This window comes from Acidaminococcales bacterium (assembly GCA_031290885.1).
In the GTDB taxonomy this organism is placed as follows: domain Bacteria; phylum Bacillota; class Negativicutes; order Acidaminococcales; family JAISLQ01; genus JAISLQ01.
Genome location: JAISLQ010000006.1, coordinates 24,051 through 47,413 on the forward strand (window position 1 = coordinate 24,051; position 23,363 = coordinate 47,413).

The window sequence follows — 23,363 nt, forward strand, 5'->3', positions numbered from 1 at the left end:
CTTATTTTGTGCGGCGCAAAGCGCCGCCTTGCTCCTTGCGGTCAAAAAACATTTTGCGGTTTTTGTAATATACGGGCCTTAGCCCGATGCTTTCGGCCATTTCCCAAGCCGCGGCGATCCCGCGCCCGACGTTTTCGGCGCAATGGGCATCGGAACCGATCGTTACATATTTGCCCCCCAACTCGCGGTAACGGCGGTAAAGCGCAAACAGGCAAGCAACGGCCGTTTTGTCGTCGAACCGGCGCGTATTGATTTCCAGGACTTTTTCTTTTTTTAGGAGTTCGGCGCAGACCGCCGACCACTCAGCGTAAAAATCGTCTATATATAAATTCCGGTCGCTGTAGGCCGCGTAACGGCAAATATAGTCAACATGCCCAAGCGTGTCGAAATCATCGAAATCACGCACGCAATCCGCCATGACCGCGAGATAACGCCCGTAAACCGCCTTTTTTTCGTTGTTTAGCGTATAGGCGGGGCTGTAAATGTCGATCCCGTCCACCACGTGGATGGAACCGATTATCTCGTCAAACGGCCAGCCTTTTATGATTTCCTTGTTTTTCTCCGCGCACTCGGCCCGAAGCCCCAGTTCCAAGCCGAGCAGCAGCTCGCTTTCTTTGCGCAAAGGATTCAGCGTGGCAAAATATTCATTGAAATCAAAGACAAATTCTTCCGGGTTTTCCGGATAATCCAAGTCCAGGTGTTCCGTGATGATTATGCCGATCCCCAGCTTTTGGGCGGCGCTTAGCGCCTGGCGGTGATCCATGCGGGAATCGCAGGAAAAAGTCGTATGCAAATGCGTGTCGAACATCATGCCCTCCCGTGTTATAAAGCGGCGAAGGAAACAAGGTTGATTCCCTGCGCGCGCGCGGCCGCACGGATTCGCGGCGAGAGCAGGATCTCCAGTTCGTTTTGCCGGCCGAGGCTGTAGGAACTTATCCCGCCCAGCTCGTCGTCCGCCCTGCCGGGATGGCACATCAATTCCAGCGTGCCTTCCCAGGGGACGGCCAAAAGCGCGAGGATCTGTTCGAGCGTGGCCTGCCCGCCGTAGAAGCCGCCGAAAAAAAAGTCCGGGCTGCGGATTTGCCTGTAACGGTTTTCGCTTGCCGCCACCGTGCGCCTCAATGGCACATTCAGCTCCCTGGCCAGCGCGATCGCTATGTCCTCTATCTCCTCGCCCAAGCGCTCATGAATGAAGTGATGGCTGTCGAGATGGTCGGGCCGGATGCCCAAAGACAGCAGCCGCCCCAATTGCGCCCGCCACTCGATTTCGACTTCCCCTGCGGCCGGCTTCTCCCGCCGCAGCCGGTCGGCGCCCTTAAAAAAGCCCTTCCCGTCAAGCAGCGACCTTATTTTTTCCGGCGGCGCCGCCGGGCGCCCGTAGGTAAGGCAAAGATGCAGCCCCAGCGGAATCTCGGCCTCTTTCGCCAAAGCGGCCGCTTGCGCCGGAAAACCGCCCGTTACCAGCATGCTTGAGCTGGTAACGGCGCCCCGTTTGAAAGCGTCGACTATTCCCGCGCTGCAGGCCATGGACAAAGCAAAATCGTCCGCGTTTACGATAAGGTTGCGCATAGGCGCCCTGCCTTAAAAAGTTCTTGTTTTTTATTATAACATATCCGGCGGCATTGAACGAAGCTTTTGCGTGAGAAGCAAAAAGGGCCTGACAGCTGAAATGGCCGCCAGGCCCTCTCGGACCCAAATTCACCGCGCCCTTGCCGGGCGCCCGCCGCTCGCTTGCCGCTGCGTTAATTCGTTTGAATTTAAGCTTTGAAGATGAATTTTCGCATGGCATGGACTATCCGGGCGCAAGCCCCTTCTCATTTGGCGCCAGGGAAAGCCTGCTTGATAGGCAGCGTAAGGGCGAACAAAGCGGAAGCCACGTAAGACCAGAGGGCAAAGGAGAAGGACGCGTCATAAGAACCCGTCACATCGAGGAAATATCCGCCCAAAAAACTTCCCGTCGCCGGGCCGATGCCCATAACGACCAATGTGCCCAGGCCCCATATTTTGCCGAAATTTTTGCCGCCGTAAATAGTTCCCACGTATCCGGCGATGCCGCCCGGCTCAATTGCCCAGTAGATAGCAAAGAATACGCAGGCTATAATGCCGTAGGCCATTGACACGCCGCTCAAGCGCAGGATCAAAACACCGATTATGCCGCATATGGGAGCGATAATGACCATAAGTTTCCTTGCTTTGCCTTCGGAACCGAGCTTTCCGACCAGGCTATCGGCGACCACGCCGGTGCCGGGCATTGTAACGAGGCCGCACACGCCGATGGCGATGTACAGAGTCCCCGCTGTCGCGGTGGAAAATCCGTGCGTGGTAATCCAATAGTTGACCAATTGCGTCCAGATCAAAAATTCAGCCATCATGCTGCCCAGGAAGGCAATGACGGCGCCCCAGATGGGCCAAGTTTTAAAAGCGGTCTTAACGTCCCAGGGGGGAGGGGCCGCCGCGCCGGCGACCGGCGCAACCAGGCCGTAAGGCTCATAGCCGTAGTGATCGGGGTTCTTTCGCGCAAAAAAAGCCGCCATGGCCAACAATACAAATACGATGGCGGCCAAGATTCTCATGGCTTCGCGCCAGTCCATGGTAAGCAGCAGCTGATTGAGCACCAGGCTAAGCAGAAGCTGCGCCATGGGCGCGCCCATGAAGGCCATGCCCCAGCTTTTGCCATAGTAACGGCCAATGAACCATTTGCGCACGGAAGCGGTGGACGATACCCACAGCATGCCTGTCCCTATTCCGGCAAACAACGAATAGGTGAGCAGATAGGTAGCGTAGCTGTCGGCAAAGCTGCACAGAAAAAATCCGAGCGCGGCAAAAACGGAACCAATGGCAAAAGCTTGCCTGGTGCCCCATTTGTCCACAATCATTCCGCTGAAGTATGCGGTAACGCCGTAAATAACCATCATCAAAGAATAGCCCATGGAAGTCTGTCCAACAGTCCAGCCCATGCCGCTTGCCAACGGGCGCAGGAGCAAAGAGAAGGAAGACCGATATCCGAACAGGCAGAACACTGCCAACCAAGCGGCAAATACGACCATGTTGCCACTTGATTTTTTGTGCGCTTCACTGTTAATCATTAGCAAGATCCCTCCTTACCGCGATAAATAGTAGCACGCAATTTAAGTGTTTGCTGAAATATGCCGGCAAAACATGGCGGCAACATAGCCCCGCTTTGCTATGCGCAAAATGCGGGCAGCGCGTTTTTTGCGGACGGGAAACGCGCCGCTTCCGCCATTTTGCCAAACAGCGCGGCGCCCCCGGATGCCGCTCGCGCCTGTTCCGGCGCAGCCGGTTTTGAAATTAATTTGCTGTAAACAAAGGCAAAGAAAGGGGGCTGAGACTACAGGCGCAATCATCAAATATAGCCAGCCAGCCCCAGCCCTTCCTTGTTGTCAGATATTGGCTGTTTCAGCTAATGTTTCAAGCCTTCTGCCAACTTTGCGCACTTTTAAATTAAATGGCCCATTCGTTTTCGGAACGGTCGATCAGCTCGTTCTGGATCGTTTCGCTAAGATCGGTCCAGTAAGCGCTGTAACCGGCAACGCGCACGATGAGATCCTTATGTTTCTCCGGCTCCTTCTTGGCGGCGCGCAATTGCTCGGTGCTGATGACGTTGAATTGGATGTGCTTGCCCGAGCCTTCCCCAAAGTAGGTCCGAATCAGAGCCGCCAAGTTGTCGCGGCCTTTCTTGTTGGCAAGGGAGGACGGCGTGAAGCGCATGTTGAACAGCGCGCCGTAAAGGTCGGTTTGGTCTACGCGGTTGGCCGAATTGATGACGGCGGTCGGGCCGTTGACGTCGGTCCCCTGCGTCGGGGAAACGGCGCCGTCGGCCATGGAGACCCAAGCCTTGCGGCCGCAGGGCATGGCGCCCAACTTGGCCCCGGTCCCGCCATGAAACCCTATGGAGTGCGGCGAAACTTCGTAATGGCTGCCGTAGGTAGTGGGCTTGGAATGCCAGATTTCCCTCAAGGTCGAGTATACTTCATCCGCCAGCGCATCAACTTCTTCTATGTCATTGCCGAACTTCGGAAGGGCCAAAATCTTGGCGTGCAGTTCTTCATAGCCCACCCAGTCCGCCGCCATGGCATCAAGCAGAGTTTGTTTGCTGCAGATCGGATTGTCGACGAAGATATGGTATTTGAGGACATACAGGGCATTGGCGACATCCTGGACGCCGACAGGCACAATGTACATGCTGTTGTCTTCATGTTCCGCGCCGCCTACGCTGGCTACCTTGCCCTTCTTGATGCAGGAGTGGACAAAAGCCGACATCATGATGTCCGGGAAGGACTCGGTATGCTGAATCTTGCAGCGGCGGCCGCTGGTGGTTCCGACATCCGCCCAATAGTCCAGCTGTTTGCAATAGGCTTGGAAGAATTCTTCGTAAGTCTGCATCTTGGTGAATTCGCCGGTGGCCGGGCCTAGTTGCTCGTTATATTTGCGATCCCAGCCGTTTAAGAGAGCCATTTCCAGCATCTTGGCCTTGTTCATGACCAAAGGCCAAATGGGGCCGGTCTTTCCGGGCACCGTGTGCAGCGTGCAGCCGCCGAAGGCGTAGCTGCGCGCTTCTTCCAAGGTGTAGCCGCGCGCGAGCAAGTAATTGGTGGTCGACAAGTCGTTGAAGAAAGCGGGAAAGCCCATGCCCATGGCAACGACTTCCAGGCAGCGATCCATGAATTTTTTGTTGATGCGGGGATGCCAGCGCACGGAAAGCGTAGGATGCGTGGTTTTGACGCGCACGGCGGCCTCCAGCCAGAGGAAGGACAGCTCGTTTACGGCGTCCCTGCCGGTCTTGGGGTCTACCCCTGCGAGCACCGTATTGTGAAAGTGCGACTCGGAACTTAGGTTCGGGGTCATGACATCCGGCCAGAACTGGCGCTTGCCCATGGTCTTGACGCGGAAGCACTCCAGCAGCTGAAGGGCGTACTCCTGGTCAATGTAGCCTCTCTCGATGTCTTTCTTGAACGTCGGATACAGGAATTGGTCGACGCGGCCAAAACCCATGCCATAGGTGCGGGTATCGTAAAATATCATCAGCACGCCGAACTGGAAGGACTGCAGAGCTTCCTGGAAGGTTTCCGCCGGATATTCCGGAACGCGCCGGCAAACGCGGGCGATTTCTTCAAGTTCAGCCTTGCGGGTCGGGTCTTTCTCAACAGCGGCCTTTTCAGATGCTAAGTCGGCGTAACGGTGCGCGTAGTCTATGCCGCCTTGCAGCATGCATTTCAAGCCTTTCCAGAACTGCTCCTTATAAAAGTCCCCAAGGGAGGTAATTTGCAGTTTTTCCAGCTGCTCGTCGATTTCGGCGATCAGGCCGCGGGCGCCCTTGTTCATGAGGGTGAAACCAATGTCCGGACAATTCCAAGCTTTTTCCGCGAACATTTCCGAAACGGTATTGATGACCCAAGCGCCGGCCTCGCCGATTTTATGTTCGTATTCGGCTTCTTCGGGGCCTTGATACTTCTGCCACATTTCCTTGCCGCCGGTGTTGCGGAAATATTCGCAGATATCCAGGGCCTGCTGTGCGTGCGCCTCGTTGTCGAAACCGAAGAATTTGCCTTTGTTGCCTTCCCAACCGTACTTTTGAATGTACTCTTCCATCCACAAAGCCGCCAGATCCGGGAACCACTCAGGGCCCATCGGCCGCGCGCTGTAGTCGCCGACCAAAAGCTGGTCGTCATCGATGTAAATCGGGATCTCCCGCAGAATTTTCTGTACGGTCAGGCCGCGCTTGTGAAAGAAAGAATAGCCGTCAAATTCTTTATAGCCGTCTACCAACAGCTGGGCGCGCGCCATGGACATATTCTGTGTGTAGCGCAAGGGGTTCAGCCGGTCCCAGATAACATTTCCCCTGCTCTTTCCTTCGTACTTGTTGTACTTTACTTTCGCCATTAATACCATCTCCTTATTTCTTTGCTCTTGAAGCTTCGGGGCGACCATCTTTACTTTCTGTAATCATTGATTCCCCCTCTCTTAAAATAGTATTTAAAGCGCGATCTCATAGGAGCAACTTAGCTCGCCCTGATAATTTCCTCAAGCTTTGCCAGATATTCATCTGACTGGCGCTTGTACGCTGGATGTTCTCCTTTGAAATCCATGCGCCCATACTTTTCCTCGCCCAGGTTGTTATAAGGAAGAAGCTCTATATGATCAGCAGGGCAAAGGCCCAGTTCGTTTCGCACGAAACTGGCAATGGCGCTGACGCTTTCATAGCTATCGTTGTAACCGGGAATAAGCGGCGTCCTGAACAATATTTCTTTCTTCTCCGCGACCAGGCGCCTGGCGTTTTCCAAAACATGCTCATTGGGCGCGCCAACGCCTTCTTTGTGCTTTTCGCTGTCCATGTGCTTGAGGTCATAGAGAATATAGTCGCAATGGTCGGCAATCTTCTTAATGGTCGGCCAAGGATAAGCCCCCGCCATTTCAACGCAAGTATGCACGCCTTCCTCCTGCGCGCGTTTTAAAAGCGCGGCCGCAAAATCCGCCTGCAGTTCGATGGCCCCGCCCGAAATCGTCATGCCGCCGCCGGAATTTAAATAAATCGCATAATCTTTAAGGACCGTTTCCATAACCTCGCCGACCGTCATCAGCTTGCCCTGCACGTTGCGAAGGCCGGACAGGCAGGCCGAAGTGCAAACCCCGCAGGCCTTGCAGCGCGAACGGTTGACAAGCATTCTCCCATCGATGATATTGCTGGCCCTTTGCGGGCAGGATTGAACGCAGCGGCCGCACAAAACGCATTGCTGCTTCCTGACCATAAGGACAGGCATCATGTCCTGGGACTCGGGGTTCTGGCACCAAAAGCAACGCAGGTGGCATCCCTTCAAAAAGACCGTCGTGCGAATCCCGGGCCCGTCATGCGTGGAAAAACGTTGGATATTGAATACATAGCCGCTTAGCCCCTTGACAATCTCCATACTCATCATCAACACCCCTAACTATTTGTCGCTTTTCTTTTTAGAAAGCCCCCCGTTATATCAAGCCGCGCGCCTTCCGGCGTCCAAAAGCTTCGCGCATAACGGCGGTATATGTCTTTATCCGGCACAATCCCTTATTTTCTTATGATACCAACAAATCGGCAGCCGATATATCCGTCAAGCGTTTATTGCCGGTCGTATTTGCGGCCGCCAAGGTTGTATGCCAATACAACCTTGGCGGCCTGTCCAGTTTAAGGGAAGCTACATTGTGGTTACAACGAAACGGCAGAAAGCAAACGCCATCATCGGCAAGCCCCGACTGCCTTGCCCTTGGCCGGGCGATGCCGCCGCAGCGGGTTGCCGCTCGCCCTCAGTTTCCGCGGCCGCAGTCAAGCAAAGGCCACCGAGTCAATATATGCGCTCAGACGAAACAAAACGCCGGGACATGAGGCCCGACGTTGACCTTAACCCAAGCGCCCATGAACGTCCCGGCGAAAGGACCGGTTCCCATGACAACGAGCGTGCGCAGCCCCCAAATATTCCCGAAAGAATGCCCTCCGAAAAATGGCGCCGCATGGTCCGCGCCGCCGCGCCTATCCGCGAAAGAGCGCGGACAACGGCGTCCTGTTCAGCAACATAGCCAGCGGGATTCCAAGCGCATAGGCCGGAATCAACTGCGCCAAGTTTCCCGGCACCGAGGTAACCGGAGTCGCCCAATTGCCGTACAGCAACGCTTCGTAGAGGTAGTACCCCGCGACCATCAGCGCGCCGCCCAGCGTAACGGCGAGCAAGTTAAGCGCGAAGTTCCCGCCGCCGCGCCGTGCCGCAATTTTGCCGATTGTAAAGCCCATAAGTCCGCGAATTACAACAGTTCCGGGCGCCCAAGCCGCCCAACCGCCCAGTACGTCGAACAGGCCCATTCCCACCGCGCCGGCAATCGCCCCGCTGCGAGCGCCGAACACTATCGCCGCGATTACGAGCGGTACATTGCCCATATGAATCAGTCCGCCGTTAACGGAAACAGGCAGACGTATATTTATGAACATTGTCCCCGCGAGAGTCAGCGCGATGAGCATCGCGTCGGCGCAAAGCCCGGCAACGGCTGAGTGATTCCTGTCCAATGGCGAGTCCCTCCCTCTGTACGCGGCTTCGATTCGCAGCGATATCGCAGCGCTTTTTTCCGCCTGTCGAGTATTTGTTAAGTTCTTTCCCAAATCGGTTGAAAACTCATCGACTGCGCGGTACCCGCGTTGTTTTTAGCGGGCGTTTTCAATAGGTCGCGACAAAAAGCTCAAAATAGCCCTGCGGGTGGGCGCAGGCCGGGCAGGACTCCGGCGCGGATTTGCCGCGGTGGATGTAGCCGCAGTTGTTGCATTTCCATTCCACTGTTTCGTCCCTTTTGAATACAATTGCTTTTTCTATGTTTTCGGCAAGTTTGCGGTAACGCTTTTCGTGGCGTTCTTCCACTTCGGATATTTCCGTGAAGGTAACGGCGATGTCGGGGAAGCCTTCTTCCTTGGCGGTTTTGGCAAAGGCGGCGTAAAGTTCCGTCCATTCCTCGTGTTCCCCGTCGGCCGCCGCTTTCAGGTTGGATAAAGTGTCCAAAGCGGAATAAGCCAAGGGATAAGCGGCGCTTATGTCTACCATGCGCGGGTTTTCGCCCTTGGTGTACTCCAGCGCCCATTTCATGAATTTCTTGGCATGTTCTTTCTCGTTGCCGGACGTTTCCTCAAAAATGTTGGCGATTTGCACGTACCCGGCTTTGCGCGCCACCGAAGAATAGTAAGCGTACCGCGTGCTGGCCTGACATTCGCCGGCAAACGCTTTCATGAGGTTTTCCAGAGTTTTTGTCCCTACCAAACTTTTGCCCATAAAAATTCCCCCTGTCGATTTGGTTTTAAAATATATCGCGCCCGCCCCGGCGATTTGATGGCGCATTGCCGCAAGAGCTGCCGCAATTTCCCCTTGGCGTCTATCCTATCACTGCGCGCCGCCTTTTGCGCCGCGCTGCCCGAACAACGCTTTTACCCCCTGCGCCGCGATGCACACGCCCAGCAAAAGCACCAGCACGGCCATTACCAACTGCAAGCCATCGTTGAACATGTTTTTGCTGAGGCCGCCGGCCAACCCGGACGACAACTGATATACTTTGATGCAGAGCGCGGAGAAGGTAACCGCGATCATGAAGAAAATGGGTATGACCATCATAAAATGGGCGCGCCTCGTCCTTTTGAGAAACACGGCGCAGGCGATAAGCGACAAGGCCGACAATAGCTGGTTGGAAGAGCCAAACAGCGGCCAGATGGCCGAATAGCCCGCCTTGGACAATAGATAAGCGACCAGGAGTGTCAAAATGGTCGCGACGTACTTGTCCATGAAGAATTTATGCGCCGCCCCCGGCTGTTCATCCGCCGACGCCTGAAAAAATTCCTGGAAGGACAGGCGCCCCACGCGGGCGACCGAGTCCAGCGAGGTCATGGCGAAAGCGGAAACCGAAAGATTTATCAACGTAAAAACGATGTCGGACGGAAGCCCCAGCGTCGTGAGGAAATTGGCGATGCCGCCGGCGAATACCTGCGGCGGCGTTACAAGACCTTGCTTGGCGGCGGCGCCGGCAGCGAAGGAAGCTACGGCGATCAGGGCGATAACGGCGAGCAGGCTTTCCATCAGCATGGCGCCAAAGGAAATCGGCAGCATGTCATTTTCGCTTTTGATTTGTTTGGACGCCGTACCGGAGGATACCAGAGAGTGAAACCCGGAAACCGCCCCGCACGCGATTGTAACGAACATCATGGGAAACAGCGATTGCCCGTCTATGTCAAACCCGGTGAAAGCCGGCAGGTTTATGGAAGGGTTTGAGACAAAAACGCCTACTACGGCGGCGGCGATCATGGCCACCAGGAGATAACTGTTCAGATAGTCCCGGGGCTGCAGCAAGGCCCAGATCGGCACGACCGATGCGACAAAAATATAAGTGAACACAATAATGTGCCAAATGTCTCGCGAGACAAAGATCGGGAAATTCAGCCCGAAGGCGATCGCCGCGACTAACAATATCAGCGCGGCCGCCGTGTTCAGCCATTTCCCCAGCCGGCCGAAGCGCAAGACAAAACCCAAAACGACCGCTTCCACGATGAACAACATGGAGGTAGTCGCTACCGCGCCGTTGGCGGGAATTTGCGTACTGGCGCCTTTCGGCGAAACATAAAAGCCGTTGAAGGTACCGGCCACCACGTCCGCGAACGCGGCGATCACCAGTATGCAGAAAAGCCAGCAGAAGATAAGAAAAAGTTTTTTGCCCAGGCGGCCGATATATTCTTCAATAACATAGCCAATGGTACGGCCTTTGTTGCGCACGGACGCGTACATAGCGGAAAAATCCTGTACCGCGCCAAAAAACACGCCGCCGAGCAAAATCCAGATTAATACGGGCAGCCAGCCGAAAACCGCGGCCTGTATGGGGCCGTTGATGGGGCCGGCGCCGGCGATGGAGGCGAACTGATGCCCGAATACCACATGCCTGTCGGCCGGTACGTAGTCCACGCCGTCTTGATATGCATAGGCCGGCGTTTTCGCCGCCGGGTCAATCCCCCATTTGTTGGCGAGCCAGCGGCCGTAAAAAAGATACGCCGCCCCCAATACGGCAATTGAAATTGCCATCATCAAAATGCCATTCATGCTTTATCCTCCTGAAAATATAGTCAACAATCAGTTGCGCCCGCCGCCTTCGCGGCGCGGTTAATTTTCTCTGCGGCAAGTTTCGCAAGCATTGGAACCGGCAGTATTTTTATAAAGTTGGGCAAAGCCCCATTTGGCCAAAAGCTCCAAAGCCGGCAACAAACTCTCGCCGTCCGCGGTCAGGGCGTACTCCACCCGGGGCGGTATTTGGTTGTACTGCTTGCGAAGGACTATGCCGAAATTTTCCAATTCTTTCAGCGACTGCGACAGCATCATATTGGTTATGCCCGGTATGTTCCGTTTGATCGCGCTGTAGCGGGCAGGCGTCCTTGAGGACAAAAAGCATATTATCGGCAATTTCCATTTGCCGCCGATTATGCTCAAAGCATGGCGCAAAGGGCAAAGCGCGAACTCCCCGCCATTTCCGTCCAGGCCGACCACCTCCCGCTGCGTGCTTGGCTCGCCGCCATCTTTGCTAAAGTATTGTTTAGCATACCTTGTCATTAAATACTGCGTACTTGCAAAATATTTTCTTTATAATACAATTATACCATAAAAGGGCTTGGCAAAACAAAACAAAACAAAAGAGGTGGCAAAAATGCAGGAAGTATTGAAATTTTTGGCTGAAAGCAAGGTTTTCTTTTTGGCGACAGCGGAAGGGAAGCAACCGAGGGTACGTCCCTTGGGATTTTTTATGGAGTATGGGGGCAAACTTTGCTTTTGCACCAGCAACCAAAAAGATATGTACAAACAGATGAAAGACAGCCCGTTAGTGGAGATTTGCGCGACTGTCGGCAGGGACGTCCTGCGCGTCACGGGGAAAGCGGTTTTCGTTACCAGCGCCGCGAGCAAACAGAAGGCGCTGGAAGTCATGCCGGCGTTAAAAGCCAAATATGCCGTGGACGACAAGATATTTGAAATCTTCGCCGTAGAGGATGCCACGGCAACTACGCTTGGAGCTGACGGAAGCAAAAAAACGCGGCAAATTTGAAAAAACCGCCAACGGCCCGGTTGCCGCTTCCTGCGGCACCCGGGCCGTTTTGTCGGGCGCCGCGCTGCGGTTTTGCCACAGGAATCCTCCATGCCGCTTATATTTTGGACCGCACCTCGTCAACCAAAAGATCGTTCAATTCATATCTGTCAAGCACAAACGTTGGCAGGCCGAACACATACGCCGCTATCTCGTAAGGCTGATAATATATGACCAGCGCCTCTTCGGTAAGATAAAAGCCCGTATCGGCGCTCACGCCCGGGAAGCGCACGCTGCCCCGCCATTCGGCGCGCCGGTTTATTTCCTGCGCGATGCGTTCGTCTATTATCTTCTGATAGCCGGAACCGCTTTGGAACAGATCGCCCAATTGGAACACCTTGCCTGTTTCCAAATCAGCGGTTACCGATTCCTGCCAGCTGATGCCGTGCGCGCCGCCCGTGTATTCATATCCGCGCAGGGCGATGCTGAGCAAAGCGTTGTCGTTATATTTTACTTTGTAAGAAGCGTGAAAGGAGTACCGGCTGCGGTTTTTTGCGTCCGCGGCGGCCAAAACTTCGTATTCCGCCAATCTGCTTTCTACTGCTTTCGCTAAAATTTCACTTATTTTGGCCGCCGCTTCCGAGTGTTCCCTGTCTTTGACCACGGGGACGACGGCTTCCACTTCGCCTGATTTTTTCAGCGCCCTAGGCACGATGTCCGGCCGGGCTTCGGCGGCCGCGCAGTTTATCAGCAAGGCGCATGTCAGCGCGGACAACAACTTTTTCATTTTTTTATTCCTCCTGTTTCCGGCAAAGATAAACGAAGGCCGGGGGCAAATTCATCAATACGAAATCAGTTTTTACGCTGGGGAAGTAACGTTTGAGCATTTTATATAGAAACGGCGAGTATTGAAAGGCCACGAATATGCCGCCGTCCGCCAAGTTGTCGTAAACGTTCTCCATTATGCGGCTGCGCAGACTTTCCGCGAATATGGAGAAAGGCAGGCCGGAAATGATGCAGTCGGCCTTGGGAAGATCCAACCTCCGCAAAGTGCTGCCAAGAGTTTCCGCTTTTGCCGCGTAACAAAAACACGGATAACGCGCTTGCAGGGACTTTCGCATTTCGGCACTTTGCTCAAATACGACGACGTTACATTCGGCGACGCGCCGCTCGGCGATGTAACGGGTGAAAACTCCTGTGCCCGCGCCCAATTCCACTACCGTCCGCATGTCCTCCCACGGCAGTCCGCCCATCATTTTGCGCGTCAAAAAAGACGAACTGGGGGTAATGCTGCCAATCTTGCGCGGCTGCGTCATGAACCTGCGAAGAAACTCTATTCGTTCGGATTCCATAAAAGCGGCGTCTCCTATCCCTGAAATTATTAAAAAAACGCTATACATAGCATAATTTCTTTATAATATTTTGTCAAATTATTTTATGATCAAAGCTTGCCCGCCGGCTGTCGCCCCTGTCGCGCTTGAAACGGCCTATCGGCCCAATGGCCGCCGCGAACGGCAAGCCTTAGATTGTCAAGAACTGTCCGCGCCTTGTCTTCCTGCCCGGCAGCGCGCTCCCCAAGGAAAGCAAGCTTAAGGCGCGGGTTCTCCGATAGGCTGAACTTGCCGCGTCCCGCGCGGCAACGCAATTCATCTTTCAAGGCCGGCACGCTCGCTGCTGCCGGCCTTGAAATCAATGGCGATGGGCAAGCGCATATATCCATCCTTTGCGACTGCCTTGGTTTTTTCGCGGCGGCGGATGCTAACTTAATTTTTCCCGGAGCAGTTTGTTGATCATTTCCGGATTGGCGCGGCCTTTGGTCTCTTTCATCACTTGGCCGACCAGAAAGCCCAGCGCCTTGTCCTTGCCGGCTTTGTAGTCCTCGGCCGATTTGGGGTTGGCCGTTATGATTTTTTCCACCGCCAGGGCCAAAGCTCCGGCATCGCTTATTTGCTCCAGCCCTTTTTCCCGGACGATTTCCGCGGGCGCCTTGCCGCTTTTGAGCATTTCCTCAAACACCGTTTTGGCCAGTTTGCTTGAAAGCACGCCTTTGTTGACGAGATTGATCATGGCGGCGACATTTTCAGCCGGGATGGGAAAATCCCGCATTTCCAGGTTGTTGCCGTTCAGCCAGGCGGAAATGTCGCCTAGTATCCAGTTGGCAACGGATTTGGCGTCGCCGGTATGTTTCATCGCTTCGTCAAAATAATCGGCCGTGGCCAGCCGGGCAATGACGCCGGAAGCGTCGTAGGCGGAAAGCCCGAGCCGCCCGGTCAGGCGTTCTTTGCGCGCGTCCGGCAGCTCCGGCATGGTTTCGGCGATTTTCGCCACCCACTCCGCTTCCGCCACGAAAGGAACCAAATCCGGGTCAGGGAAATATCGGTAATCATGCGCTTCTTCTTTAGAGCGCATGGAATGAGTAACGCCTCTTTCCTCGTCCCAGGTACGGGTCTCCTGGACTACCCTGCCGCCTTCGTCCAGCACGGCGGCCTGGCGCGCCTCCTCGTATTCTATGCCGCGCTGTACGGAGCGGAAGGAATTGAGGTTTTTGATTTCGCTTCTTGCGCCAAATTCTTTTTGTTCCGGCGGCCTTATGGATACATTGGCATCGCAGCGCAGGCTCCCCTCCTGCATTTTGCAGTCGGAAACGCCGATATATTCGAGGATGGAACGCAGTTTTTCCATGAAAACGCGGGCTTCCTGCGGCGAGCGCAGATCCGGCTCCGATACTATCTCGATAAGCGGTACGCTGGAGCGGTTGTAATCGACCACCGAAAAATCCGAATCGCTGATGGACGCGCCGGAGTGCACTAATTTGCCCGCGTCTTCCTCGATGTGGATGCGGGTTATGCCGATGCGCTTTACTGTGCCGTCCACCTCTATGTCCACGTAACCGCCGCGGCAGATCGGCAAAAAAAGCTGGGAAATCTGGTAGCCTTTGGGCAGATCAGGATAAAAATAATTTTTGCGGTCAAACCGGTTGTATCTTTGTATTTCGCAATTAAGCGCCAGCCCGGTCTTTATGGCAAACTCCACCACCTTTTTGTTCAGGACGGGCAAAGCGCCCGGCATGCCGGTACAGGTAGGGCAGGTATGGGTATTGGGTTCGCCGCCGAATTCAGCCGGACAGGAACAAAAGCATTTGGTGGCGGTTTTAAGTTCCACATGCGTTTCCAAACCTATTATTGTTTCGTATTTCATGCTGACGCACCTCCGATCGGCGCGGCCATTTTATGAAAACCGGCGCTCTGCTCGTAAGTATAGGCGGCCCGCAGCACGCTCATTTCATCAAGCGCCCGTCCGATGAGCTGCAGACCCACCGGCTTGCCGCCGGAAAACCCGCAGGGGATCGAAATGCCCGGCAGCCCCGCCATATTGACCGGTATGGTATAAACGTCCAGCATGTAGATGGAAAGCGGATCAAGCATGGCGCCGAGGGGCAAGGCGGTGGTCGGCGCGGTGGGGCAGGCCAAAACGTCCACCTTGCCGAATACTTTCTTGAAGTCTTCAATGATGAGGGTGCGCACTTTCATCGCCTTATTGTAATAAGCGTCGTAATAACCTGAGCTTAGGACATAAGTGCCGAGCATGATCCGGCGCTTGACCTCGTTGCCGAAGCCCTGCGTGCGGGTCTTGACCGTCATTTCGATCAAGTTCCGGCAGCCGGGGGCGCGGTAGCCGTATTTTACCCCGTCAAAGCGCGCCAGGTTCGCCGACGCTTCGGCGGGGGCGATGATATAATAAGTCGCCACCGCGTATTCGGTGTGCGGCAGCGACACGTCCACTATTTCCGCGCCCAGTTCCGATAAGTGCCTGATGGCGCCGCGCACTTTTTCCTCTACCGCTTTGTCCAGCCCTTCGCCGAAATACTCTTTGGGCACGCCGATTTTCACGCCTTTTATGTCAGGATGCAGCGCCTTGGTGAAATCCGGCGCCGCCAAATTGTAGCTGGTGGAATCATGTTCGCAATGCCCGCTGATCGCGTTGAGCACCAACGCGCAGTCGGTAACGTCGCGGGCAATGGGGCCGACCTGATCGAGCGAGGAAGCGAAAGCTACGCAGCCGTAACGCGAAACGCGCCCGTAAGTGGGTTTCAAGCCGACTGTGCCGGTAAAAGCCGCCGGCTGGCGGATGGAGCCGCCGGTGTCGCTGCCCAGCGACCAGGCGGCTTCCCCGGCCGCCACGCCGGCCGCCGAGCCGCCGGAAGAGCCGCCCGGCGTGCAGTCGGGCGCCCAAGGGTTTCTCGTCTTTTTAAAATAAGAAGTTTCGGTGGTCGAACCCATGGCGAATTCGTCCATATTTGCCTTGCCGATAAATACGGCGTCGTTTTGTTTGAGTTTTGCGATGACCGTCGCGTCGTAGGGCGCGATGAAGTTGTCGAGGATGCGCGACGAACAGGTGGTTTTTACGCCTTTTATGCACAAAATATCTTTGATCGCGCCCGGAATGCCCGCCAAGGGGGCTATCGTCTCTCCCCGGGCGATTTTCGCGTCAACCAGGGCGGCGGTTTCCAGCGCCGCCTGTTCGCACAAAGTAACGAACGCCCCGATTTTTGGTTCCACCTCAGCTATCCGATTCAAAAATTCCTTGGTCAGTTCAACCGAACTGACCTCTTTCGCCCTTAACTTTTTGCCCAGTTCATGGGCGGGAAGGTTGCAAAGAGACATTCAGGCGCCGCCCCCTTCCATGACGCGCGCTACCAGATAGCCGCCGCGAAAGCGCTCGGGCGCGTTGGCCAATGCCTCCTCCTGCGTCAGGGGCGTCCCCGCGACGTCCTCGCGCATGACATTGCCGTAGGGCAGCACCTGCGCGGTCGGCTCCACGTTTTCCGTGTCAAGTTTGCCGAGCATGCCGGCGTAGCCGAGAATGTCATTGAACTGCCGGACAAAAAGCTCCAAATTTTCCTCCGGTATCTCCAGCCTGGCCAATCTGGCTATGTACTGAACTTCCTGCGCGCTTACCTTCATGGTTATACGCCCTCCTAAACTTGTCTTTAAATTTGCCCGGCGGCCGCCGCAAAAAAAACAAAAAGCGCGCGCTGCCGCAAAAACGGCGCGCCCTCGGCGGACGGCGGCGTGATTGCTTTAAGTATTATATCATAAATCGTCGCGCGTGATAACCACCTGCTTTTTGGCCTTTATTAATATTAATGCAAAAGATATTGCGAGCTTCATGAATAATAATTCCGCGCAAGGCGATGAAAACGAATTTGCTTCAAGTTGTTTTTTACGGCTTTTATTTTCTATATTTGCTATATTAATATTATTATAAAAATTCTTTTTTTCAAATTTTTTATTTAAAACCCTTGACAATATTTTTTTATTTATAATATAATAACGTATAAATAATACAGATGTTCGTTCTGAGAGGCCTGCAATGAATGTCGAGGCTTTAGGCGGCGCACAGTTAAAGAAGAAGCTTTTCCGTATTTACAATGAAGTAAATAAAGATATTTACGGTTTCGGCGTAGTTGAAATTAAAATTGACATAACTGCCGATTTTATAATGTTCTTTGGCAAGCACAACCGTGTGCAAGCCCTGAAAGTATTGGAAAAAAGATATATTGTTCTCAAGCAATCTGTTGACTATGCGCTTTTCCAAGAATTTAAGTTGCTTTTGCGGCAGAAACTTAACGCGGAGTTGGAGTTGTATCCAGCAGCTATTTTGAGGGATTATGAAACCAGCTCGCAAATCGCCGTTACAGTAGTTGTCTTGGGGAATAATTTATAAAAAATGCAATGATGACTGTTTTTATAGCGTTTACGTTATGGGAAAGTCGTTATTAATACCGGTTAATCCCGGGTTTTAATAACGGCTTTTTGTTTTTGGCGGACGCCCGGCAACACGCCGCAATGGGAAAACAGGCAAAATGTTGCGTTATTTTTGACAAAGGAGCTTTGCCATGCGCGTGGTAGTCGGCATAACCGGGGCGAGCGGCGCTGTCTATGCCTGCGCCTTGCTTGGCGCTCTCAACAGCCTGAATATTGACCTGGAGATTGTAGTGAGCGAAATGGGACGGCGCGTGCTTTCGTATGAGTGCTCTGCCGGACTGGATGATTTAGCCCGATGGGGCGCGGTACACGACAACAGCGACCTTTTTTCGGTATTGGCCAGCGGTTCCGCAAAGTTTGACGCCATGGTGATAGTCCCCTGCTCCGCGAACACCTTAAGCGCCCTGGCCAACGGGCTCGGCGGCAGCTTGCTTTTGCGCGCGGCTTCCGTCGCGCTCAAAGAAAGGCGCAATCTTATCGTGGTGATGCGGGAAACTCCTCTAAACCTTATAATTGTTGAAAACATGGCGGCGCTGATAAAAGCCGGGGCGCTTATCCTGCCGGCGTCGCCGGGATTTTACACGCGGCCCGTAGAAATATGGCAGCTTGTGGGCGGCATAGTAGGGCGGATAATTGACAATCTCGGCATAGATCATGCTTTAGGCGAAAGGTGGACGGGCGGTGAATACAATGAGCCGTGATTTGCGCGGATTCTTGCTCAAACTGCAAGACAGCGGCCTTTTGCGCCGTGTAAAGAGGCGCGTCAGCTCTCAATATGAAATAGCCGCGCTTTTAAAGAACACCAAAGGCGAGATGCCGCTATGTTTTGAACAGGTAGACGACTACAATTGTCCGCTGGTCGCCGGCATCGGCGGCACCCGCGAGTTGATGGCGCTGAGCGTGGGCGTTTCTCCCTGCGCTTTGCCGGAAGCTCTGGCTATGGCAATCGCGGCGCCTTTGCCGGTGGAAACGGTCGTGTCCGCGCCTGTGCAGGAGCACGTGATAAAAGCGCCTTTTAACCTTGACGAGCATTTCCCTGTGTTAAGGTACAACCAGCTCGATCCGGCCGGATTTTTAGTCTCCGGCGTAATGGTAGCAAAATCCGTTTCCGGCGAGAAATTTTACACATCGATCAGAAGGATGCAGTATCTCGGCAAAAACCGCAGTTGCCTTTTGGTTACTTCTTACGAGATGCGAAAACAAATAAGCCGTTATGAGGAAATAAAAGAGCCTATGCCGGTAGCGTTTATGTTTGGCGTCAGTCCGGCGGTGGTTTTGGCGTCGCAGATAAGCACGCATTATTATAATGCCGATAAATTCGCGGTAACCGGCGCGCTTTTGGGAGAAAATAGCCGGACCGTAAAATGCCGGACGGTTGATTTGGCGGTTCTGGCAGACGCGGAAATGATCCTTGAGGGAAATCTTTATCCTTGGCGCAGAGAAAAAGAAGGCCCTTTCGGGGAACTCGGCGGTTATTACGGCGAAGTATCCGAGCAGCCGGTGGTGGAATTTAGCGCGCTTACTTTTCGAGACAATCCGATCGCGCAGACGATCTTGGCCGGAAGCTGCGAAGAAAAGCTGCCGGAGGCGATAGCGCGCGAAGTCGCGTTGCTGGCTGCGGTCAGTCAGACCGTGCCGTGCGTCAAGAAGGTGAACGTAACCATGGCGGGCGCGGGAAGGTTTCACGCGATCATACAACTTGACAAGCAAACCGGCGCCGACGGCAAACAGGCCCTATTGTCGGCGTTCAGCGCGGACAAGGATTTGAAACATGCGGTTGCGGTGGATATGGACGTAGACATTTTCAGCCCCGAAGACGTGGAATGGGCCATAGCCACCAGAGTGCAGGCCGATCAGGATGTTTTCATAATCTCCGGCGCCATGGGTTCGCCGCTGGATCCATCCCATCTTTTGCGGGGCGTAAGCGCAAAAATGGGAATAGACGCCACAGTGCCGATCGGCGGCCGCGGTTACGCCCGCACTCATATACCGGGCGAGGAGAATACGAATATCGAAGATTATATATCATGACGGCAGACGAAGGAGATGGGCGCCGTGGCGGCGGGATTGTTGGAAACAAGGGGGCTGGCCGATGCTTTAGAGGCGCTCGATGCTATGCTGAAAGCTGCCGGCGTACGGCTATGCTTGATGAAACGGGTGGGCAGCGGCGTTGTTGCCATAGTGGTCAAAGGCGAGGTGGCGGCGGTGGAGGCCGCGGTAGAGGCCGGCGCGCGCAAAGTGTTGGCCGAGGGCGGGACATTGCTTTGTTCTTATGTCATCGCCAATCCTCATCCGGCATTGCGAAAATATCTGATTGGGGAGGCGAAAATAATTGAATGAGTTTGTGTCCGGAATAATAAGCGAATTGCTGTCGCCCGAGCATACGGGCGGGGAGATGCCGCCGCGCCCTAATTACCAGCGCGACAAAAACAAGAGGCGGACGGAATGGGGAAACAATAACAAGCCGACCGGGCAAAGAGATAAATTTGCCGAAAACTACGCATTTTTGCGCCGTGCGGCTCTGACGCGCAATATACCGCCTTCGGTGGACGCGCCGGGCCTTAGGGCGGAAATCGCCGCGGCCGGCAGCCTTCCCTGGCGCGCGCTGATAATCGAGCAGCCAAGCGAATATTTGGCGCGCGATTTGAAACTGAGATGGAAGAATACGGACGCGATCGGATTGATCAAGGCGGAAACGGCCGGACTGTCCGCGTTGTTTGCCGTCGATGAGGCAATAAGCGCATTCGGGCTTACGAACAGCATATTCAGCTGCGATATTGAGCGCACGCAAAACTTGCATTTTTATTTCGCGGATGACAGCGCCACCGTGCGCAATGTCGTGGCACGCTTCGCGCAAAAGGAAAACTTCAGCTTTTACATAGATGGCCTGCTGGTAAAGAAAAAGGTGTCCGCTTTTTTGAGCAGGTATATGAAAGTCAGCGCCCGCTTGCCGCTGGCAGCCCGGGAGTCGGTCGATGAATTGTCCATTTGGCCGAAGCTCAATAAATATTACACGGAAAACCGGGGCTGCCTTATAAATTTTAAATTTGCAGCCGGCGCGCTTGTTGCCCAGGGGGACGAAGGAGAAATTTTAAAGGCGCTTGCGAGCGTAACCGGGGGGGCATGATTTTGCCTGGCAACGCTATGGGTTTTATCGAAACGGTCGGTTACGCCGGCGCGCTTGTTGCGGCCGATTTCGCTTTGAAGAACGCGAACGTCAGGCTGGTAAAGATGGAACGGGTGATTGGAGCAAACAAGCTGCTGAGTCTGACCGTATGGCTGGAAGGCGAAGTGGCGGCCGTTCAGTCAGCGGTAGCTTCGGGAAAAACGGCGCTGGAGCAAAACGGCATGTTTGCCCGCGCACATGTCATACCCAATATGGACGCCGGCGCGCGCGCTTTATTCAAATGATTGCAAAAACATAGATGCGCAAAAAAAGCAATAAAAGGGAGGAAAAGGAAATGAAAGAAGCTTTGGGGTTAATTGAAACAAAAGGGCTGGTCGGGGCGATTGAAGCCGCCGACGCTATGGTCAAGGCGGCGAATGTGGAAATTACGGGCTATGAGAAAATTGGGTTCGGCCTTGTAACAATTATGATCCGCGGCGACGTCGGCGCGGTGAAAGCCGCTACCGACGCCGGCGCGGACGCGGCCAGGCGGGTAGGGGAAGTTGTGTCCGTACATGTTATACCGCGCCCGCACAATGAAGTGGAAAAAGCCATTCTCCACTCCGCCGTCAAGCCCGAAGCCTGAAAATGACCGTCCTGTAACCGGAATAAGCGGAGGGTGCCATGAAAATAGGTCTTGTGATAGGTCAGGTCATCGCCACGCGCAAAGATGAAAAGTTAGTGGGCTGCAAGCTCTTGATAACGCAACCGTTAACGCCGGAGAAAAAACCGCGGGGAGAAACCGTCGTCGCGGTGGATTCCGTGGGCGCGGGAGTCGGGGAATATGTTCTTTATGTCTCCGGTTCAGTCGCGCCCAAAGCGCTGCGCGACTTTAATACGCCTATAGACGCGGTCATAGTCGGCATTATTGACAAAATAGAGTTGTGAAATGCCGCGCGTTCGGGAAACGGCGTGCGCCAATTTAAGCGGCGGGCAATTTTAAAGGTACAAAACTGTCCCTTAAAGGCCGAGAATATACCTGTGAGCTTGAAGGTGTGAAGAATGAACGCTAATATAAACAAACGGGCGATACGCTTTCGCCGGATGATTGATACGCTATTGAGCGCGAACAAAAATGAGTGCGCCGACATAGTGCTGACCAACGGGCGTCTTGTAAATGTAATCACGCGCGAGATATATGCTGCCGATGTAGCGATCAAGGATGAATACATATTGCTGACAGGCGATTGTTCCGGGGTTGCCGGCCCGCGCACCCGCATTATTGATTTATCCGGCGGATTCATCTGTCCCGGGTTCATTGACGCGCACATGCATTTTGAAAGTTCCATGCTTACTCTTTCCGAATTCAGTAAACTGTCGATCCTATCCGGCACGACCACTCTGATAGCGGATCCGCACGAGATAGCCAATGTAGCGGGCATAGAAGGCATGCGCGCCATGATTGACGAAGCGGCCATGCTTCCTAATCGGATTCTTTTTACTATTCCCTGCATGGTTCCGGACGCTCCCGGGCTGGAAACAGCCGGGGCCAGCGTAACGTCCGAAAACGTAGGGCTGCTCCTGGGACACGATTTGGTGCAAGGAATAGGCGAAATGCAGGGCTTTAGCAATGTAAAGCCGGTTTATGAACACGCGCCGTCGCTTATTGACGATTTATTGGCGAGCGTTTCTTTGGCTTCAGAGCTAAAAAAGACGGTGGAAGGCAACGCGCCCGGACTGTCCGGCCGGGATCTGGCGGCGCACATCCTGGCCTGCGGCGGCAACACTTCTTGCCATGAAACTACATCCAAGGCGGAATGTGTTGAAAAATTGAGAAACAATATTACCGTGTTTATGCGCGAGGGTTCGACGCAAAAGAATATGGCCGAGTGCATAAAAGCGGTAACGGAAGACGGCCTGGACTCGCGCAAGTTGGTTTTGGCGACGGACGATATGCTGGCGCAGGATTTGCTTGATTGGGGACACATGAACGAGATTGTCCGAAGGACGATTGAGCAGGGCATCGATCCTGTGGAAGCGATTCAAATGGCTACGATAAACGCCGCCGGGCATTTTGCTCTAAACGACATCGGGACGGTCGCGCCGGGGAAAATAGCCGATCTGGCGATTGTTGACGATCTTGCGAAAATGACGGTAAAAATGGTTTTGCTCAATGGCTCGGTCGCCGCCCGTGACGGCGAACTGCTACTTGCCATACCGCCCTACAAATACCCCGACCGTTTGAAACACACCATGCGCCGGGCGGACGTAAAATATGAAGATCTTTTTTGGCGGTCGGCTGAAGGCAACGAGAAAGTCGATGTGATAAAAGTCATTCCCAACCAAAACCTTACCGGCCGGGAGCAATGCGTCCTGCCGGTAAAAGACGGAATTATAGCGGCTGACCCCGGGCAGGACGCCATATATATTTTCGTTATAGAAAGACACGGCGCGGCCGGGCGGACAGGCAAGGGATTTGTCAAAGGGTTTGGGCTGGAAAAAGGCGCCATCGCTTTGAGCGTTGCGCATGACGCGCACAATATAGTGGCTTGCGGCGTCAATTTGAATGACGTCGCGCTGGCGGCCAACCGGGTAATCAGAATGGGCGGCGGGGTCGCGCTCATTAACGAAAGCAAAGTTTTGGGGGACATGGCTTTGCCGGTAGCCGGCCTTATGACCGACGAACTGACCGGCCGCGAGGTTAGCGAAAAGATCGCCTCCTTGGAGCGGATAGCCGCCGAACAGCTTGGCTGCAAGCTGGCCGCGCCTTTTATGCACCTGTCTTTCCTGACGCTGGTAACCAGTCCGGAGCTGAAAATAAGCGACAAAGGGATGTTAGATACGGTAAAACATGAGTTTTTGCATGGCGCGGAAAAAATTCCGCCCGAGCCGTTTATTTTAAAATCATAGGCGCG

General features: G+C 54.2%; 24 protein-coding genes. 10 read left to right on the forward strand and 14 right to left on the reverse strand.

Annotated elements, in window-relative coordinates:
* Position 1: 1 nt before the first annotated feature.
* The 9 genes from LBO03_00720 to LBO03_00760 all read right to left on the reverse strand — a co-directional run bounded on the left by LBO03_00720 (position 2) and on the right by LBO03_00760 (position 11,108).
* Positions 2 to 808, reverse strand: a complete 807-nt coding sequence (locus tag LBO03_00720) for a histidinol-phosphatase HisJ family protein (GenBank protein MDR3348123.1) — start codon at positions 806 to 808, stop codon at positions 2 to 4.
* A gap of 14 nt (positions 809 to 822) precedes the next feature.
* Positions 823 to 1,569, reverse strand: a complete 747-nt coding sequence (locus LBO03_00725; GenBank protein MDR3348124.1) for a ChbG/HpnK family deacetylase — start codon at positions 1,567 to 1,569, stop codon at positions 823 to 825.
* 245 nt (positions 1,570 to 1,814) lie between these two features.
* Entirely contained in the window at positions 1,815 to 3,086 is a 1,272-nt protein-coding gene (locus tag LBO03_00730; protein ID MDR3348125.1) for an MFS transporter, read from the reverse strand.
* Between the two features lie 376 nt (positions 3,087 to 3,462).
* Positions 3,463 to 5,901: a hypothetical protein gene (locus tag LBO03_00735; GenBank protein ID MDR3348126.1), complete on the reverse strand. Its 2,439-nt coding sequence runs from the start codon at positions 5,899 to 5,901 to the stop codon at positions 3,463 to 3,465.
* Between the two features lie 119 nt (positions 5,902 to 6,020).
* Positions 6,021 to 6,926: a glycyl-radical enzyme activating protein gene (locus tag LBO03_00740; protein ID MDR3348127.1), complete on the reverse strand. Its 906-nt coding sequence runs from the start codon at positions 6,924 to 6,926 to the stop codon at positions 6,021 to 6,023.
* Between the two features lie 593 nt (positions 6,927 to 7,519).
* On the reverse strand, positions 7,520 to 8,047 hold the full coding sequence (locus tag LBO03_00745; protein ID MDR3348128.1) for an ECF transporter S component: 528 nt from the start codon (positions 8,045 to 8,047) through the stop codon (positions 7,520 to 7,522).
* Positions 8,048 to 8,195: 148 nt separating this feature from the next.
* Complete coding sequence (locus LBO03_00750; GenBank protein ID MDR3348129.1) at positions 8,196 to 8,798, reverse strand: rubrerythrin family protein; 603 nt, start codon at positions 8,796 to 8,798, stop codon at positions 8,196 to 8,198.
* Between the two features lie 108 nt (positions 8,799 to 8,906).
* A complete protein-coding gene (locus tag LBO03_00755) occupies positions 8,907 to 10,604 on the reverse strand; it encodes a carbon starvation protein A (protein MDR3348130.1) in 1,698 nt (565 codons plus the stop codon).
* A 60-nt stretch (positions 10,605 to 10,664) separates the two neighbouring features.
* Positions 10,665 to 11,108, reverse strand: coding sequence for a helix-turn-helix transcriptional regulator (locus LBO03_00760; protein ID MDR3348131.1), 444 nt, complete (start codon positions 11,106 to 11,108; stop codon positions 10,665 to 10,667).
* Between the two features lie 94 nt (positions 11,109 to 11,202).
* Here LBO03_00760 and LBO03_00765 point away from each other — a divergent pair, with 94 nt between their 5' ends.
* Positions 11,203 to 11,595 (forward strand): pyridoxamine 5'-phosphate oxidase family protein, encoded by a 393-nt coding sequence (locus LBO03_00765; GenBank protein MDR3348132.1) that lies wholly within the window; start codon positions 11,203 to 11,205, stop codon positions 11,593 to 11,595.
* 97 nt (positions 11,596 to 11,692) lie between these two features.
* Here the strand turns inward: LBO03_00765 and LBO03_00770 are convergent, their stop codons facing one another.
* The 5 genes from LBO03_00770 to gatC form a co-directional block, all read right to left on the reverse strand.
* Positions 11,693 to 12,361: a DUF3298 and DUF4163 domain-containing protein gene (locus tag LBO03_00770; GenBank protein MDR3348133.1), complete on the reverse strand. Its 669-nt coding sequence runs from the start codon at positions 12,359 to 12,361 to the stop codon at positions 11,693 to 11,695.
* A gap of 4 nt (positions 12,362 to 12,365) precedes the next feature.
* Positions 12,366 to 12,926: a methyltransferase domain-containing protein gene (locus LBO03_00775; GenBank protein ID MDR3348134.1), complete on the reverse strand. Its 561-nt coding sequence runs from the start codon at positions 12,924 to 12,926 to the stop codon at positions 12,366 to 12,368.
* A gap of 406 nt (positions 12,927 to 13,332) precedes the next feature.
* Positions 13,333 to 14,772, reverse strand: coding sequence for an Asp-tRNA(Asn)/Glu-tRNA(Gln) amidotransferase subunit GatB (gene gatB, locus LBO03_00780; protein ID MDR3348135.1), 1,440 nt, complete (start codon positions 14,770 to 14,772; stop codon positions 13,333 to 13,335).
* On the reverse strand, positions 14,769 to 16,238 hold the full coding sequence (gatA, locus tag LBO03_00785; GenBank protein ID MDR3348136.1) for an Asp-tRNA(Asn)/Glu-tRNA(Gln) amidotransferase subunit GatA: 1,470 nt from the start codon (positions 16,236 to 16,238) through the stop codon (positions 14,769 to 14,771). Before gatA ends, gatB begins: the two co-directional genes overlap by 4 nt.
* Positions 16,239 to 16,538: an Asp-tRNA(Asn)/Glu-tRNA(Gln) amidotransferase subunit GatC gene (gene gatC, locus LBO03_00790; GenBank protein MDR3348137.1), complete on the reverse strand. Its 300-nt coding sequence runs from the start codon at positions 16,536 to 16,538 to the stop codon at positions 16,239 to 16,241.
* 409 nt (positions 16,539 to 16,947) lie between these two features.
* Here gatC and LBO03_00795 point away from each other — a divergent pair, with 409 nt between their 5' ends.
* From LBO03_00795 to LBO03_00835, 9 genes are all read left to right on the forward strand, one after another.
* Positions 16,948 to 17,301 carry a hypothetical protein gene (locus LBO03_00795; GenBank protein ID MDR3348138.1) on the forward strand — a complete coding sequence of 118 codons (354 nt, stop codon included), beginning with the start codon at positions 16,948 to 16,950 and terminating at the stop codon, positions 17,299 to 17,301.
* 172 nt (positions 17,302 to 17,473) lie between these two features.
* Positions 17,474 to 18,043, forward strand: coding sequence for a UbiX family flavin prenyltransferase (locus tag LBO03_00800; GenBank protein ID MDR3348139.1), 570 nt, complete (start codon positions 17,474 to 17,476; stop codon positions 18,041 to 18,043).
* Positions 18,033 to 19,373 (forward strand): UbiD family decarboxylase, encoded by a 1,341-nt coding sequence (locus LBO03_00805; protein ID MDR3348140.1) that lies wholly within the window; start codon positions 18,033 to 18,035, stop codon positions 19,371 to 19,373. The genes LBO03_00800 and LBO03_00805 overlap by 11 nt, the downstream gene beginning before the upstream one ends.
* 15 nt (positions 19,374 to 19,388) lie before the next feature.
* On the forward strand, positions 19,389 to 19,682 hold the full coding sequence (locus tag LBO03_00810) for a BMC domain-containing protein (GenBank protein ID MDR3348141.1): 294 nt from the start codon (positions 19,389 to 19,391) through the stop codon (positions 19,680 to 19,682).
* Positions 19,675 to 20,469, forward strand: coding sequence for a hypothetical protein (locus LBO03_00815; protein ID MDR3348142.1), 795 nt, complete (start codon positions 19,675 to 19,677; stop codon positions 20,467 to 20,469). Before LBO03_00810 ends, LBO03_00815 begins: the two co-directional genes overlap by 8 nt.
* 2 nt (positions 20,470 to 20,471) lie before the next feature.
* Positions 20,472 to 20,753: a BMC domain-containing protein gene (locus LBO03_00820; protein MDR3348143.1), complete on the forward strand. Its 282-nt coding sequence runs from the start codon at positions 20,472 to 20,474 to the stop codon at positions 20,751 to 20,753.
* A 50-nt stretch (positions 20,754 to 20,803) separates the two neighbouring features.
* Positions 20,804 to 21,094 (forward strand): BMC domain-containing protein, encoded by a 291-nt coding sequence (locus LBO03_00825; GenBank protein ID MDR3348144.1) that lies wholly within the window; start codon positions 20,804 to 20,806, stop codon positions 21,092 to 21,094.
* A gap of 38 nt (positions 21,095 to 21,132) precedes the next feature.
* The gene (locus LBO03_00830; GenBank protein MDR3348145.1) at positions 21,133 to 21,396 is read left to right on the forward strand and encodes a EutN/CcmL family microcompartment protein; all 264 of its coding nucleotides are present in this window, start codon (positions 21,133 to 21,135) and stop codon (positions 21,394 to 21,396) included.
* 114 nt (positions 21,397 to 21,510) lie between these two features.
* A complete protein-coding gene (locus tag LBO03_00835) occupies positions 21,511 to 23,358 on the forward strand; it encodes an amidohydrolase family protein (protein ID MDR3348146.1) in 1,848 nt (615 codons plus the stop codon).
* Positions 23,359 to 23,363 lie beyond the last annotated feature (5 nt).